This is a genomic window from Pseudomonas sp. B23(2017), assembly GCF_002113725.1.
Classification (GTDB): Bacteria; Pseudomonadota; Gammaproteobacteria; order Pseudomonadales; family Pseudomonadaceae; genus Aquipseudomonas; species Aquipseudomonas putida_Z.
On record NZ_NEJM01000022.1, the window covers coordinates 1 to 13,548 of the forward strand.

The following is a 13,548-nucleotide window of genomic DNA, read 5'->3' on the forward strand; positions in this document are numbered from 1 at the left end:
TGACAGCTTGTGCTCCCACTCGTGCTCATGGCACCTGCGGCATTCAGCTTGTCATTCACCGCTCTCACTCCAGATTTTAATCCCTCATCAAGACACAAGCGGCCTTGTGTCGCGAAAGGGCTGCAAAGCAGCCCCAGCAACTTGTGTTCCGGCGCAGAAGCCCAGGGGCTGCTTTGCAGCCCTTTCGCGACACAAGGCCGCTCCCACACCTAACCCATGATTCAACTAATGCAAAGTGATAATTGCAGTAATGGCTCTTGGCAGTTGATGTTTTTTTGCTATTATCCAATACCCGCCTTTCCTATCTGGAACACCCGTTCTAGAGCCTTCGAATTAAGTTTCAGTTAAGTTTTCCCCGCTAGCGTAGGAAATCAGTCTTCACCGACTGTGATCTATGGCCCGTGCGTGTCATCTAAATCCCTGCATAGCCAGAATCTTTCACCGGTAAAATGGATTTACCTACACACCGTCAAGAGGATGAATCATGCCCGTCAAGGACCCATCCAAGGTCGTACCGCAGGTCCCCGCGGAGAGCGCCGATGCCGCCCTGAAGCACATCGTCGACGGCTTCCTGCGTTTTCACCATGACGTTTTCCCCGAGCAGCAAGAGCTGTTCAAGAAGCTCGCCACCGCGCAAACCCCGCGTGCCATGTTCATCACCTGCGCCGACTCGCGCATCGTTCCCGAGCTGATCACCCAGAGTTCGCCTGGCGACCTGTTCGTGACCCGTAACGTCGGTAACGTGGTACCGCCTTATGGCCAGATGAACGGCGGCGTTTCCAGCGCCATCGAGTACGCCGTGCTGGCGTTGAAAGTGCATCACATCATCGTCTGCGGCCACTCCGACTGTGGCGCCATGCGCGCGGTACTCAACCCGCAATCGCTGACCAAGATGCCGACCGTGTCCGCCTGGTTGCGCCACGCCGAAGTGGCCCGCACCGTGGTCGAGAACAACTGCTCGTGCGGCAGCGAACACGAAACCATGCAAGTGCTGACCAAGGAAAACGTCATCGCCCAGCTGCATCACCTGCGCACCCACCCTTCGGTGGCTTCGCGCCTGGCAGCCGGTGAGCTGTACATCCATGGCTGGGTCTACGACATCGAGACCAGCAAGATCGAAGCCTACGACGCCGCCAGCGACACCTTCCTGCCCCTGGCTGCTGGCGAGCCGGTCCCCTGCGCTACTCCGAGAGGCCGCTACTAAGCGACCCATCCACCCGCTTGAACCTTGATAGCCGGCTGCACCCTGCAGGGGTGTGGCGCGGCCTTCGGCTGCCTTGAATTCCCTGACTGCCTGCCGGCACGCCCGCTGGCGGCCCGCGCCTGCGCGCTCGTCAGGGGCAAACGTGCCCACGGCCAGCGGAATGGCTGTGTGACAGAGAAAGGAGAAACACGGTGAACATTACACAGTTGAAAGCGGCCCTGCCGCGTGAGTTGCTGGCGTCGGTGGTGGTCTTCCTGGTGGCCTTGCCGTTGTGCATGGGCATTGCGATCGCTTCGGGCATGCCGCCGGCCAAAGGCCTGATTACCGGCATTATCGGCGGCATTGTAGTAGGTTTCCTTGCCGGTTCGCCGCTGCAGGTCAGTGGCCCGGCCGCCGGCCTGGCGGTATTGGTGTTCGAGCTGGTACGCCAGCATGGCATGGCCATGCTCGGGCCGATCCTGCTGCTGGCCGGCTTGCTGCAGTTGCTGGCTGGGCGCCTGCGCCTGGGCTGCTGGTTCCGGGTTACCGCGCCGGCGGTGGTGTACGGCATGCTGGCAGGGATTGGCGTGCTGATCGTGCTGTCGCAGGTGCATGTGATGTTCGATACCGCGCCGCAACCATCCGGCATGCAGAACCTGCTGGAGTTCCCGGCGACCGTGGCCGCGGCCCTGCCACAGGAAAGCGCCGGCTCCGGTTGGATGGCCGGTGCGCTGGGCCTGGGCACCATCGCCATCATGTGGGGCTGGGAGCGCCTGCGGCCGCAGCGGCTGCGCTTCGTCCCGGGTGCCCTGCTGGGCGTGTCGGCCATGACGGCCATCAGCATGTGGCTGGCCTTGCCGGTGAACCGCGTACAGGTGCCGGCCGACCTGTCCGAAGCCATCGACTGGATCCGCCCTGGTGACCTGATGCAACTGGCCGACCCTACCCTGTTGGTCGCCGCTTTTGCCCTGGCCTTCATCGCCAGTGCCGAAACCTTGTTGTCGGCTGCTGCGGTTGACCGCATGCACAGCGGCCAGCGTTCGGACTTCGACCGTGAGCTGTCGGCCCAGGGCATCGGCAACATGCTGTGCGGGGTGCTCGGCGCGTTGCCGATGACCGGGGTGATCGTGCGTAGCTCGGCCAATGTGCAGGCGGGTGCGCAGACCCGGGCTTCGGCGATCTTCCATGGCCTGTGGCTGCTGGCGTTCGTGGTGGCGCTGAGCAGTGTGCTGCAGCAGATCCCGGTGGCTAGCCTGGCGGGTGTGCTGGTGTTTACCGGGGTCAAGCTGGTGGATTTCAAGGCGTTTCGTGGGTTGGGCCGCTATGGCCGCATGCCGATGTTCACCTACGCGGCGACGGCGCTGGCGATCATCTTTACCGACCTGCTGACTGGCGTATTGCTGGGCTTTGCCCTGACCTTGCTGAAGCTGGCACTGAAGGCGGCGCGGTTGAAGATCAACCTGGTCAGCCTGGAGAAGGCTGGGCACATGGAATTGCGGCTTAGTGGCGCGGCCACCTTCCTCAAGGTGCCGGCGCTGACCCAGGTGCTGGATAGCGTGCCGGCGGGGACCACGCTGCATGTGCCGTTGGGTAACCTCAGCTATATCGACCACTCGTGCCTTGAGCTGCTTGAAGATTGGGGTCGCAGTAATTCGGCAAATGGGTCGCGGTTGCTGATCGAGCAGCGGCGCTTGAAGCGGCGGATCGAGGGGCGGATGCGGACTACGGCGGGGGTTGGGGCCTGAAGCTGAAAGTCTGTATCGCCTGAACTGGCCTCTTCGCGGGTAAACCCGCTCCCACAGGTACTGCACAGGGTTCATAGCGTGTGCAGTACCTATGGGAGCGGTTTTACCCGCGAAGAGGCCGGAACAGCTTATACCAATCGATCAGGCCGGCTGGCCCAGCTCCACCCCCAGCTGCCGCGACAGGCACGGCCAGCGCTTCCATGCCGCGCCTGTTTCCGGGCTGCTCAATTTCTCGCGGTAGGCCTCCACCGATTCCACCGCGAAGCTTTCATCATTCAACATTTCATCCACCGAGTGGTGCACCACTTCATCCAGCTGGTTGGCAAACGTCTCGCCAATCAACTGGTGGGCAATCAGGTTGGCGACGGTGGTGTCGACCGGGATCAACGGTTGCTGGAAGTGACGGATGTACAGGTCGTTCACCTCTTCCACCAGGCGGTGCGCCAGGTAGGCCTCATCCAGCAGGCAGTCCAGGCCCACATGCCCTTGCATCACGCTGGGCGGCTGCAGGAAGTAGGCTTCGGCGATTTTCAGTACAGGTTTGATCTGCGATTCGATCCCGGCCTCGCGGGCGACCTCATGGGCGGCCTCCAGCAGTTCCGGAACCTGTTCGATGTAGGCGCTGACGAAGCGCGCCAAAGTACCCTGGGCGTCCTGCTCAGGCAGTTGGATCGAGGGGTGCAGGTGGGGCAGTTGCAGCTCGAGACGCTTTTTCAGTTGGCCGGTCTGGCCTTCGTGTTGATGGGCTTGGCTTACCTGCTCGCGTACAGCAGCGATGTTCATGACAACTCCAGGGACATTACGTTTCAAACGGAAGACACTAAATTAGCTCGGTATACAGAATACCTAAGACGTATTTGTTATAAGTCGCACAAACGTGTGCATGCTCAGGCATATCGAAATGCCATTATTGCGCCATACCCTATCAAGCGCGCGGTTTTCGGGGCGTTCGGCCCTTTCATGAAGTTCATTTCACGGCCTTCGTTGCGTGCCGTTGGTCGCTGTCTATACTCCCGGTGAACGTGATTCGTTGATGAGGCCCAACTGCTTTTAGCAGGGGCTCGGTCGTCGAAGCCAGGCAGTCTTGACCACCGTTCCCTCTTGCCGCAGGCCACGCCTCCGGGACTACAAGAACGAGAAGGGGAACCCGCAATGATGCGACATCCACATGTCTGGATGGGCCTCCTGTTGTGGTCGGTTTTTGGTCAGGCGAACGCCGCCTGGACCGTGAACATGCACCCAGGGGCGACGGAAGTCTCCAACGCCGTCTTCGACCTGCACATGACCATCTTCTGGATCTGCGTGATCATCGGCATCGTTGTCTTTGGCGCGATGTTCTGGTCCATGGTCATCCACCGCCGTTCCACCGGCCAGCAGGCTGCGCATTTCCATGAGCACACCTGGGTGGAAATCCTCTGGACCGTGGTCCCCTTCCTGATCCTGGTGGCCATGGCCATCCCGGCCACCAAGACCCTGATCGACATCTACGATGCCAGCGAGTCGGACATCGATATCCAGGTTACCGGCTACCAATGGAAGTGGCACTACAAATACCTGGGCCAGGACGTGGAGTTCTTCAGCAACCTGGCCACCCCCACCGAGCAGATCCACAACAAGGCACCCAAGGACGAGCACTACCTGCTCGAAGTCGACCAGCCGCTGGTGCTGCCGGTGGGCGCCAAGGTGCGTTTCCTGGTGACTGCTGCCGACGTCATCCACTCCTGGTGGGTGCCGGCTTTCGCGGTCAAGCGTGATGCCATCCCCGGCTTCGTCAACGAAGCCTGGACCCGTATCGAGAAGCCCGGCATCTACCGCGGCCAGTGCACCGAGCTGTGCGGCAAGGACCACGGCTTCATGCCGGTGGTGGTCGAGGTCAAGTCCAAGGCCGACTACGACACCTGGCTGGGCGAGCGCAAGGCCGAAGCTGCCAAGCTCAAGGAGCTGACCAGCAAGGAATGGACCCTGGAGGAGCTGGTGGAACGTGGTGACAAGGTCTACCACACCACCTGCGTGGCCTGTCACCAGGCCGAAGGCCAGGGCCTGCCGCCGATGTTCCCGGCGCTCAAGGGCTCGAAGATCGCCACCGGGCCGAAGGAAGCCCACCTGGGCATCGTCTTCCACGGCAAGCCCGGCACTGCCATGGCCGCGTTCGGCAAGCAGCTCTCGGAAGTCGACATCGCCGCCGTGGTCACCTACGAGCGCAATGCCTGGGGCAACAACAAGGGTGACATGGTCACGCCGAAGGACGTGCTGGCGCTGAAGCAGGCAGAAGCGCAATGAACCGGGTTACTCGCGGCAATCAATGGATTGCAGGAGACAGGACATGAGTGCAGTGATCGACGACCACGCCCACGGCCATGACCATGCGCACGGCCCGGCCAAGGGCCTGATGCGCTGGGTGCTGACCACCAACCACAAGGACATCGGCACGATGTACCTGTGGTTCAGCTTCATCATGTTCCTGCTCGGCGGCTCGTTCGCCATGGTGATCCGCGCCGAGCTGTTCCAGCCCGGCCTGCAGATCGTCCAGCCGGAGTTCTTCAACCAGATGACCACCATGCACGGCCTGATCATGGTGTTCGGTGCGGTGATGCCGGCCTTCGTCGGCCTGGCCAACTGGATGATCCCGCTGATGATCGGCGCGCCCGACATGGCCCTGCCGCGGATGAACAACTTCAGCTTCTGGCTGCTGCCGGCGGCTTTCCTGCTGCTGGTCTCGACCCTGTTCAGCCCGGGCGGCGGGCCCAACTTCGGCTGGACCTTCTACGCCCCGCTGTCCACCACCTACGCGCCGGCCAGCGTCACCTTCTTCATCTTTGCCATCCACCTGATGGGCATCAGCTCGATCATGGGCGCGATCAACGTGATCGCCACCATCCTCAACCTGCGCGCCCCGGGCATGACCCTGATGAAGATGCCACTGTTCGTCTGGACCTGGCTGATTACCGCATTCCTGCTGATTGCGGTGATGCCGGTGCTGGCCGGCGTCGTGACCATGATGCTGATGGACATCCACTTCGGTACCAGCTTCTTCAGTGCCGCCGGCGGTGGTGACCCGGTGCTGTTCCAGCACGTGTTCTGGTTCTTCGGCCACCCCGAGGTGTACATCATGATCCTGCCGGCCTTCGGCGCGGTCAGCTCGATCATCCCGGCGTTCTCGCGCAAGCCGCTGTTCGGCTATACCTCGATGGTATACGCCACCGGCGCCATCGCCTTCCTGTCGTTCATCGTCTGGGCCCACCACATGTTCGTGGTCGGTATTCCCGTGGTCGGCGAGCTGTTCTTCATGTACGCCACCATGCTGATCGCCGTGCCTACCGGGGTGAAGGTGTTCAACTGGGTCAGCACCATGTGGGAAGGCTCGCTGACCTTCGAAACGCCGATGCTGTTCGCCATCGCCTTTGTCATCCTGTTCACCATCGGCGGTTTCAGCGGGCTGATGCTCGCCATCGCCCCGGCGGACTTCCAGTACCACGACACCTACTTCGTGGTGGCGCACTTCCACTATGTGCTGGTGCCTGGGGCGATCTTCGGCATCTTCGCCTCGGCCTATTACTGGCTGCCGAAATGGACCGGCCACATGTACGACGAAACCCTCGGCAAGCTGCACTTCTGGCTATCGTTCGTCGGCATGAACATGGCCTTCTTCCCCATGCACTTCGTGGGGCTGGCCGGCATGCCACGGCGGATCCCCGACTACAACCTGCAGTTCGCCGACTTCAACATGGTGTCGTCGATCGGCGCGTTCATGTTCGGCGCCACGCAGATCTTCTTCCTGTTCATCGTCATCAAGTGCATCCGCGGCGGCGCGCCGGCACCGGCCAAGCCATGGGATGGCGCCGAGGGCCTGGAGTGGTCGATCCCTTCGCCTGCGCCCTACCACACCTTCCAGACGCCACCGGAAGTGAAATAGGAACCGTGCCATGAACGGCCTTTCGCTGAAACGCCTGGTATTGCGCCTGTTGATGCTGACGGTGGTGATGTTCGCCTTCGGCTTCGCCCTGGTGCCTGTCTATGACGTGATGTGCAAGGCCTTCGGCATCAACGGCAAGACCGGAGGGCAGTACGAAGGCAGCCAGGTCAGCGACCCGACGCGTTCGGTGCGGGTGCAGTTCATGTCGACCAATGCCAGCGACATGGTCTGGGACTTCTATTCCACCGCCGACCAGTTGGAGGTCAACCCGGGTGCGGTGAACCAGATGATCTTCATCGCCCACAACCCGACCGATCGGCCGATGAGTGCGCAAGCCATCCCCAGCATCACCCCCGCCGAGGCTGCGGCGTACTTCCACAAGACCGAGTGCTTCTGCTTCACCCAGCAGGTGCTGCAGCCCGGCGAACGCATCGAGATGCCGGTGCGCTTCATCGTCGACCGCGACCTGCCGGCCAGTGTGAAGCACCTGACACTGGCCTACACCTTGTTCGACATCACCGCTCGCCACCCGCCGGTCGCGCATGTCGCGGCCCAGGACGTCCAGGGCGCCCGTTAAGGGAAGGAGAACAGCAATGGCAAGTCATGAGCACTACTACGTTCCGGCGCAGAGCAAGTGGCCGATCATCGCCACCATCGGCATGTTCATCACGGTGTTCGGCCTGGGTACCTGGTTCAACGACATGAAGGCCGGCCACCCCGAGTCGCACGGGCCGCTGATCTTCTTCATCGGCGCGTTGTTCCTGGCCTACATGCTGTTCGGCTGGTTCGGTTCGGTGGTGCGGGAGAGCCGCGCGGGGCTGTACAGCCCGCAACTGGACCGCTCGTTCCGCTGGGGCATGAGCTGGTTCATTTTCTCCGAGGTGATGTTCTTCCTGGCCTTCTTCGGTGCGCTGTTCTACGTGCGCGTGCTGGCCGGGCCGTGGCTGGGCGGTGAAGGGGCCAAGGGTGTTGCGCACATGTTGTGGCCGACCTTCGAATTCACCTGGCCGCTGCTGCACACGCCCGACCCGAAACTGTTCCCGCCGCCCAAGGAAGTGATCGACCCGTGGCACCTGCCGCTGATCAACACCATCTTGCTGGTCAGCTCCAGCGTGACCATCACCATCGCCCACCATGCCCTGCGTCGCGGCCACCGTGGCCCGCTGAAATTCTGGATGGCGCTGACCATCGTCCTGGGCGCCAGCTTCATCGCGTTGCAGGCCTACGAGTACCACGAGGCCTATACCAAGCTGGGGCTGACGCTGGGGTCGGGTATCTACGGCGCGACGTTCTTCATGCTCACCGGCTTCCACGGCGCCCACGTGACCTTGGGCACGATCATCCTGATCGTGATGTTCGTACGCATCTTGCGCGGGCATTTCAACCCGGAGAAACACTTTGGTTTCGAGGCGGCCAGTTGGTACTGGCACTTCGTCGATGTGGTGTGGGTGGGGTTGTTCATCTTTGTGTACGTACTCTGACAGCCGACTGCGAACCCTTGTAGGAGCGGCCTTGTGTCGCGATGGGGCGCGTAGCGGCCCCAAAGCAGCCAAGGCGCTCTGCCAGGTGAATCAGGGTTGCAGGTTTTTGGGGCCGCTTTGCGGCCCATCGCGACGCAAGGCCGCTTCTACAAGGAAACGCGCAAGGTTCAGGTATCAGAAGGGGGCATGAGATACGAGCTGACCACTGATGAAGCCCCAGGCGACAAGGCCGATGGTCAGCGCCGCCAGGGTCACTCGCACGGTCAGCGCTTTCAGTAAACGGGTCGAGTTTTCACCGTCCTTGACCAGAAACACCAGGCCGCTGAACAGGCTGGCAATCGTGGCCAACAGCATCAGGACAATCGCGGCCTTGAGCATGGCGATACTCCGGGGGGATGCGGTGATGTGGATAAGTATAGCGATCGGCCCGACGAGGCTCCGATGAGGCCGTTTCGTCCGGGCTGGGTACCAACCCTGGTGGTGCTTGCGCTGCTGCCGGGGCTGATCGCGCTTGGCTGCTGGCAACTCGGCCGTGCCGAGGAAAAGCGCGTGCTGATGGCCGCCTATGCCGAGCGGCGGGTCGAAGCGCCCGTGGCCACGGCCCAGCTGACAGCGAACCAGGACAATGCCTTCCGCCGCGTGCATCTCTATGGCCGCTTCGACGCCGAGCACAGCCTGCTGCTGGACAACCGCATGCGTGATGGCCAGGCCGGTGTCGAGCTGCTGCAACCCTTCCATGATCAGGCCAGCGGCGTGTGGCTGCTGGTCAACCGCGGCTGGCTGCCCTGGCCGGACCGCCGCGTGCCGGTGCATTTCGATACCCCTGCCCAGGCGTTGGCGCTGGACGCTTCGGTGTATGTCGCGCCTGGCAGCACGTTCCAGCTGCACCCCGACCCTGCAGGCGGCCAATGGCCGCACCTGCTGACTGCCGTGGATGCCGCGCAGCTATGGCAACAGCTCGATCGCGAAGGCTTCGCCCATGAGCTGCGCCTGGAACCCGGCCCGGCGACCTATCGCCTGGACTGGCCGGTCGTTGCCATGGGCCCGGAAAAACACCTGGGTTACGCCGTGCAGTGGTTTGCCCTGGCAACCACTTTGGTACTGCTCTACCTCTACTTCGGCTGGCACCACAACAAGGAGAAACGCCATGGCCACCGCCACTCCACTGGAAGTGCCTGAACGTAGCAAACCCAGAGCCCGCGGGCGTTTGCAGCTGCTGTTGATTCTGCTGGTGGTGCTCGGGCCGATGGTTCTGGCCACCAGCATGTACAAGCTCAAGTTCTGGGTGCCGGACGGCCGCAGCTACCACGGCGTGATGATCGGCAACGGTGAGAGCCTATCCGATATCGGCGTGGCGGGCCAGGACGAGCGCTGGCAGCTGCTGGTGAGCACACCCACAGCCTGTGCCGAGGATTGCCAGCGGCTGGTGTACCTGGCCCGGCAGATCCAGGTCGGCCTGGGCCGTGATGCCAGCCGTGCCAGCCATGCCCTGGCAGCCGCCCAGCCTTCAAGTGCCGACTACCAGGCGTTGCTCGGCCGCGAATACCCACAGTTGCAGCGTTACCCGCTGGATGCGCAACGCTACCTGCAAAAGGTCGGCGAGGCCGGCCCGCAGCTGTGGATCGTCGACCCACACGGCAACCTGGTGCTGCGCTACGACGCCAAGGTCAACGGCAAGCATGTGCTGGACGACCTGCGCCACCTGCTCAAGCTGTCCAACATCGGCTAGGAGCCTGCCATGGCCAGACCCGGATTCCGCCTTGCTGTGTTCGCCACCTTGCTGGCGCTGCTGGTCGTCCTGCTCGGTGCCTATACCCGCCTGACCCACGCCGGCCTCGGCTGCCCGGACTGGCCGGGTTGCTACGGCTTCATCAGCGTGCCCAAGAGCGAGGCGCAACTGGCTCATGCCGAGCTGCATTTCCCCGAACACCCGGTGGAAGCCGCCAAGGGCTGGGCCGAGATGGTCCACCGCTACTTCGCCGGCACCCTGGCGATGGTGATCGCCCTGCTCGCCTTGCAGGCGCTGCGCCGGCATGCCCGCGATGGCCAGCCTTACCGCCTGCCCTTGCTGCTGCTGGGCGTGGTGCTCGCCCAGGCAGCCTTCGGCATGTGGACGGTCACCCTCAAGCTGTGGCCGCAGGTGGTCACCGCGCATCTACTCGGCGGCTTCACTACCCTGAGTTTGTTGTTCCTGTTGTCCCTGCGTCTGTCGCGTGCCTTTGCGCCCTTGCCAAAGCTGCCATTGAGCCTGCGCCGGATCGCCGCGCTGGCCTTGCTGGTGGTGATCGGCCAGATCGCCCTGGGCGGCTGGGTCAGTGCCAACTACGCGGCCGTCGCCTGCATCGACCTGCCCACCTGCCACGGCCAGTGGTGGCCGGCGGCGGACTTCAGCAACGGGTTCCACCTGACCCAGCACGTCGGGCCCAATTACCTGGGCGGGCAGCTGGACAGTGATGCGCGCACGGCCATTCACATCAGCCACCGCCTGGGCGCATTGCTGGTGACCTGCGTGCTGCTGATGCTCAGCTGGAAGCTGCACCGCTGCGGCCTCCCTGGCCTGGCGCGGCTGGTGCTGCTGGCGCTGGTGGTGCAAGTCGGCCTGGGCATCAGCAATGTGCTGCTGCACCTGCCGCTGGCCGTGGCCGTGGCGCACAACGCTGGTGGGGCGCTGTTGCTGCTGAGCATGGTGCTGGTGAACTACCGCATCCGTGTGGTCGACAAGGTTCGCGTGGGTGTCGGCCATGGCTGGCGCCTGCGGCCCGTGGCTGGCGTGGGCATCTCCCACCACATGAGGAATGATTCGTGGCGACGCTTCTGAGCACACAGAGGGCCAGTTGGCGTGATTACCTGGAGCTGACCAAGCCCAAGGTGGTGGTGCTGATGCTGATCACCTCGCTGGCGGGCATGTTCCTTGCCACCCGTGCGGGTGTCAGCTGGAGCGTGCTGCTGTTCGGCAACCTGGGCATCGGCTTTTGTGCAGGCGGCGCGGCGGTGGTCAACCATGTGGTGGACCGACGCATCGACGCGCTGATGGCGCGTACCCACAAGCGGCCGCTGGCCCAAGGCCGGGTCGAGCCGCTGCCGGCGCTGCTGTTCGCCCTGGCGCTGGCGCTACTTGGCATGGCCCTGCTGCTGGTGTTCACCAACGCCCTCACAGCCTGGCTGACACTGGCTTCCCTGCTCGGCTATGCGGTGCTCTACACCGGCTTTCTCAAGCGCGCCACGCCGCAGAACATCGTCATCGGTGGCTTGGCTGGCGCCGCCCCGCCGTTGCTGGGCTGGGTGGCGGTCAGCGGCCATGTCAGCGCCGAGCCCCTGTTGCTGGTGCTGATCATCTTCGCCTGGACCCCGCCACACTTCTGGGCCTTGGCCATCCACCGCAAGGAGGAATACGCCAAGGCCGATATCCCGATGCTGCCGGTGACCCACGGCGAGCGCTACACCAAGCTGCATATCCTGCTGTACACCCTGGTATTGCTGGCGGTAAGCCTGCTGCCGTACGCCATCCACATGAGCGGCCCGCTGTACCTGGCCTGCGCCCTGGTGCTGGGCCTGCGCTTCCTGCAATGGGCCTGGGTGTTGTACCGTGGCAGCCGGCCGCACGCAGCGATCGGCACCTTCAAGTACTCTATCGGCTACCTGTTCGCGCTGTTCATCGCGTTGCTCCTCGACCACTACCTGTTGCTGAACCTATGACCCGAACCCAGAAAACCGTCTTCATCCTCGTTGCCCTGGTCGCGTTGATCCTGGGCCTGACCGTCAACAAGGTGCTCAATGGCCGCGACCAGCCCAACCCCACCGAGCTGATCGATGCCGGCATCATCCTGTTGCCGCAGAGCCGTACCGTGGCCGATGTGACCATGACCAACCAGGACGGCCAGCCGGTGCAACTGGATGACCTGAAGGGCAAATGGTCGCTGCTGTTCTTCGGCTACACCTACTGCCCGGACATCTGCCCGACCACCCTGGCCCAGCTGCGCCAGGTGAAGAGCGAGCTGCCCAAGGAGGCCGTCGACCGGCTGCAGGTGGTGCTGGTGAGCGTTGACCCGAACCGCGACACGCCGAACCAGCTGAAGCAGTACCTGGGTTATTTCGACAAGGATTTCGTCGGGGTGGCGGGGTCGATCGAGGATACCCAGAAGCTGGCCAATGCCTTGAGCATTCCGTTCATTCCGGCCGATACCAGCAAGCCGGGGTATACCGTGGATCACAGCGGCAACCTGGCGGTTGTGGGGCCGGATGGGCGTCAGCGCGGGTTCATTCGGGCGCCGTTCAACAACCAGAAGCTGGTGGCGCAGTTGCCCGGGCTTGTGAAGCGGGATTGAGATTTTTGGGCCTGCTGCGCAGGCCTATCGCGACACAAGGCCGCTCCTACAGGGGAATGCGATCCCATGTAGGAGCGGCCTTGCGTCGCGAATGGGCCGCAAAGCGGCCCCGGGGATTTCGGATCAGAACGCCGGAACCACAGCGCCTTTGTACTTCTCGTTGATGAACTGCTTCACCTCAGGCGAGTGCAGCGCAGCAGCCAGCTTTTTCATGGCGTCCGAGTCCTTGTTGTCCGGGCGGGCAACCAGGATGTTCACGTAAGGCGAGTCGCTGCCTTCGATGACCAGGGCGTCTTTCTCCGGGTTCAGCTTGGCTTCCAGCGCGTAGTTGGTGTTGATCAGGGCAGCATCGACCTGGGTCAGCACGCGCGGGATGGTGGCTGCTTCCAGCTCACGGAACTTCAGGCTTTTCGGGTTCTCGGCAACATCCTTCACGGTGGACAGGATGTTCTTGTTGTCCTTCAGCTTGATCACACCGGCCTTGTCCAGCAGCAGCAGCGCGCGGCCGCCGTTGGTGGCGTCGTTGGGGATGACCACGGTGGCGCCGGAGGACAGCTCGTCCAGCTTCTTGATCTTGGTCGAGTACACGCCCAGCGGTTCGATGTGCACGCCGGCAACGCTCACCAGGTTGGTGCCCTTGGCCTTGTTGAACTCATCCAGGTACGGCTGGTGCTGGAAGAAGTTGGCGTCCAGGCGCTTTTCGGCCACCTGCACGTTCGGCTGGATGTAGTCGGTGAATTCCTTGACCTTCAGCTCCACGCCCTCTTTCGCCAGTGCAGGTTTGACGAAGTTGAGGATCTCGGCGTGCGGTACCGGGGTAGCGGCAACGGTCAGGGACTCGGCGTGGGCCGAGAAGGCCGCGACAGCGGCGACAACAGCAAGCAGCTTCTTCATTGATCAC

Annotated in this window: 14 protein-coding genes; 11 read left to right on the top strand and 3 right to left on the bottom strand. The window is 62.9% G+C overall.

The genetic code is table 11. The annotated features are described in order from the left end of the window. The first annotated feature begins 484 nt into the window (after positions 1-484). Complete coding sequence (locus tag CAG46_RS25655; protein WP_013970295.1) at positions 485-1,204, top strand: carbonic anhydrase; 720 nt, start codon at positions 485-487, stop codon at positions 1,202-1,204. Positions 1,205-1,395: 191 nt separating this feature from the next. Next, on the top strand, positions 1,396-2,928 hold the full coding sequence (locus CAG46_RS25660; protein ID WP_085588915.1) for a SulP family inorganic anion transporter: 1,533 nt from the start codon (positions 1,396-1,398) through the stop codon (positions 2,926-2,928). A gap of 141 nt (positions 2,929-3,069) precedes the next feature. On the opposite strand, the gene CAG46_RS25665 is transcribed toward CAG46_RS25660, so the two are convergent. Further along, positions 3,070-3,711: a hypothetical protein gene (locus tag CAG46_RS25665; protein WP_039612407.1), complete on the bottom strand. Its 642-nt coding sequence runs from the start codon at positions 3,709-3,711 to the stop codon at positions 3,070-3,072. Between the two features lie 369 nt (positions 3,712-4,080). On the opposite strand from CAG46_RS25665, the gene coxB reads away from it, so the two are divergent. From coxB to CAG46_RS25685, 4 genes are read left to right on the top strand one after another with little or no spacing between them, the layout of a single operon-like run. Further along, a complete protein-coding gene (gene coxB / locus CAG46_RS25670; protein WP_015268462.1) occupies positions 4,081-5,208 on the top strand; it encodes a cytochrome c oxidase subunit II in 1,128 nt (375 codons plus the stop codon). A 43-nt stretch (positions 5,209-5,251) separates the two neighbouring features. Next, positions 5,252-6,841, top strand: a complete 1,590-nt coding sequence (ctaD, locus tag CAG46_RS25675; RefSeq protein WP_015268463.1) for a cytochrome c oxidase subunit I — start codon at positions 5,252-5,254, stop codon at positions 6,839-6,841. 10 nt (positions 6,842-6,851) lie between these two features. After that, on the top strand, positions 6,852-7,418 hold the full coding sequence (locus CAG46_RS25680; protein ID WP_085618982.1) for a cytochrome c oxidase assembly protein: 567 nt from the start codon (positions 6,852-6,854) through the stop codon (positions 7,416-7,418). 16 nt (positions 7,419-7,434) lie between these two features. Further along, a complete protein-coding gene (locus CAG46_RS25685) occupies positions 7,435-8,322 on the top strand; it encodes a cytochrome c oxidase subunit 3 (protein ID WP_003258926.1) in 888 nt (295 codons plus the stop codon). A gap of 174 nt (positions 8,323-8,496) precedes the next feature. On the opposite strand, the gene CAG46_RS25690 is transcribed toward CAG46_RS25685, so the two are convergent. After that, positions 8,497-8,700, bottom strand: a complete 204-nt coding sequence (locus CAG46_RS25690) for a twin transmembrane helix small protein (protein WP_085618985.1) — start codon at positions 8,698-8,700, stop codon at positions 8,497-8,499. A gap of 63 nt (positions 8,701-8,763) precedes the next feature. On the opposite strand from CAG46_RS25690, the gene CAG46_RS25695 reads away from it, so the two are divergent. From CAG46_RS25695 to CAG46_RS25715, 5 genes are read left to right on the top strand one after another with little or no spacing between them, the layout of a single operon-like run. Further along, the gene (locus tag CAG46_RS25695) at positions 8,764-9,501 is read left to right on the top strand and encodes an SURF1 family protein (protein ID WP_085618987.1); all 738 of its coding nucleotides are present in this window, start codon (positions 8,764-8,766) and stop codon (positions 9,499-9,501) included. Beyond that, the gene (locus CAG46_RS25700) at positions 9,470-10,051 is read left to right on the top strand and encodes a hypothetical protein (protein ID WP_085618989.1); all 582 of its coding nucleotides are present in this window, start codon (positions 9,470-9,472) and stop codon (positions 10,049-10,051) included. The genes CAG46_RS25695 and CAG46_RS25700 overlap by 32 nt, the downstream gene beginning before the upstream one ends. A gap of 9 nt (positions 10,052-10,060) precedes the next feature. Next, positions 10,061-11,140, top strand: coding sequence for a heme A synthase (locus tag CAG46_RS25705; RefSeq protein WP_015268468.1), 1,080 nt, complete (start codon positions 10,061-10,063; stop codon positions 11,138-11,140). Continuing rightward, complete coding sequence (gene cyoE / locus CAG46_RS25710) at positions 11,125-12,018, top strand: heme o synthase (protein ID WP_025337214.1); 894 nt, start codon at positions 11,125-11,127, stop codon at positions 12,016-12,018. The genes CAG46_RS25705 and cyoE overlap by 16 nt, the downstream gene beginning before the upstream one ends. Next, on the top strand, positions 12,015-12,647 hold the full coding sequence (locus CAG46_RS25715) for an SCO family protein (RefSeq protein ID WP_013970305.1): 633 nt from the start codon (positions 12,015-12,017) through the stop codon (positions 12,645-12,647). Before cyoE ends, CAG46_RS25715 begins: the two co-directional genes overlap by 4 nt. A gap of 123 nt (positions 12,648-12,770) precedes the next feature. Here the strand turns inward: CAG46_RS25715 and CAG46_RS25720 are convergent, their stop codons facing one another. Next, complete coding sequence (locus CAG46_RS25720; protein ID WP_025337216.1) at positions 12,771-13,541, bottom strand: MetQ/NlpA family ABC transporter substrate-binding protein; 771 nt, start codon at positions 13,539-13,541, stop codon at positions 12,771-12,773. Positions 13,542-13,548 lie beyond the last annotated feature (7 nt).